The following is a 1,204-nucleotide window of genomic DNA, read 5'->3' on the forward strand; positions in this document are numbered from 1 at the left end:
CGGGTCGCTGATCATCCCTGGAGGGATCGCAACGTGGCGTTCACGGCGCATTTCGGCCCGAGGATTGCGTCTATGTCGCTGATCATCTCTGGGGGGATCGCAACCCGCTGCGCTTTGGACACGACGGCCACGAGGGCCCGAACGTCGCTGATCATTTCTTCAGGATGCGGCCCCGGCGGTTCCGCGGAACCGCCGGGGCGGCTACTGCTTGGCGAGTTCGGCTGCGATCTGGTTCACCATCGCCTGCTCGGCTGGACCGGGTTCATGGATGAAGGAGTAGCTCAGCACGACCTCGACGAGGCCGGAGTAGACGTAGACGACATCCGCAGGGCGTGCGCGACCGGCTGGGCTGGGCCCACGGCCGGGCGCTGCAACTCGGCCTGCACCAGGAGGTCAGGCTGACCGCGCCCGAGTACCTCTACTTCCTCGTCAGCGCCGGCTACCGGGCCCCGCCGGCCACGCCGGCCTGCCGGGTGCTCCGCCCCTGGCTGGACGAGGACTGACGCCCGCCACCCGGGCGTGTTCCCCGGGCCCGCGCCGCGGACCGGCGGTCCCCGAGGTCAAGGTCGTCAGGCGGGGTCGACGGGCGAGGGGTCCTGGTGCGGGCGCCCCGCTCGACGTCGGGTCCTGTTCCACTCGTCGATCGTCGAGCGCCGCCAGCGCGGCCGGCGCCGATTCGCCGGTCGATCGGTGTCGGGGTCGTCGGCGGCCGGGGCGTCGCCGCTCGCGACATTGGCCCGCCAGGATGACGGCGTGATCCTGAGGTGATCGGCCACCTCAAGGACGGTCATGAGGGGGTCGGAGTTCATCGACCCATCATCATGGCCAAAATGCGGCGGCGCGCCGTGTCACCAGGCCACCTGCCCCGGCCCGACAGGTGACGCAGCGCCCCGTTCCCGGCCCGTGAACCCCTACCGATGGTCCTTCACCGGAGGTGAGCGGCCCGCGAAGGCGCCGAGCCCGTCAGATCGCCCAGGAGCCTGACAGCGGCCAGACCGTGACCAAAGACAAGCCCGACAGGGCCGTCCCCCGCGTTCATCACTGCCGATGGCGCCGGACGACTTCCATCGCCCCCCGCCAGGATGACGGCCGGGCGAGCCCGACCCGCCGAAGCGTCCCGGCCGTACTTCCGAATCATGGCTCTGACCTGCGCAGTTGCACTACCGCCGAACCGCTGCAAGATCGCCGCCAAACCCCACTTCGC

The 1,204-nt window shown here is 70.5% G+C and carries 2 protein-coding genes; one reads left to right on the forward strand and one right to left on the reverse strand.

Annotation, left to right across the window (positions count from 1 at the left end):
- Nucleotides 1-332: 332 nt before the first annotated feature.
- Complete coding sequence (locus UK82_RS34270; RefSeq protein ID WP_173667373.1) at nt 333-503, forward strand: hypothetical protein; 171 nt, start codon at nt 333-335, stop codon at nt 501-503.
- A gap of 66 nt (nt 504-569) precedes the next feature.
- Here UK82_RS34270 and UK82_RS29300 read toward each other — a convergent pair whose 3' ends face one another.
- Nucleotides 570-809: a hypothetical protein gene (locus UK82_RS29300; protein WP_055410630.1), complete on the reverse strand. Its 240-nt coding sequence runs from the start codon at nt 807-809 to the stop codon at nt 570-572.
- Nucleotides 810-1,204: the final 395 nt, after the last annotated feature.

The organism is Frankia sp. ACN1ag, from assembly GCF_001414035.1.
In the GTDB taxonomy this organism is placed as follows: domain Bacteria; phylum Actinomycetota; class Actinomycetes; order Frankiales; family Frankiaceae; genus Frankia; species Frankia torreyi.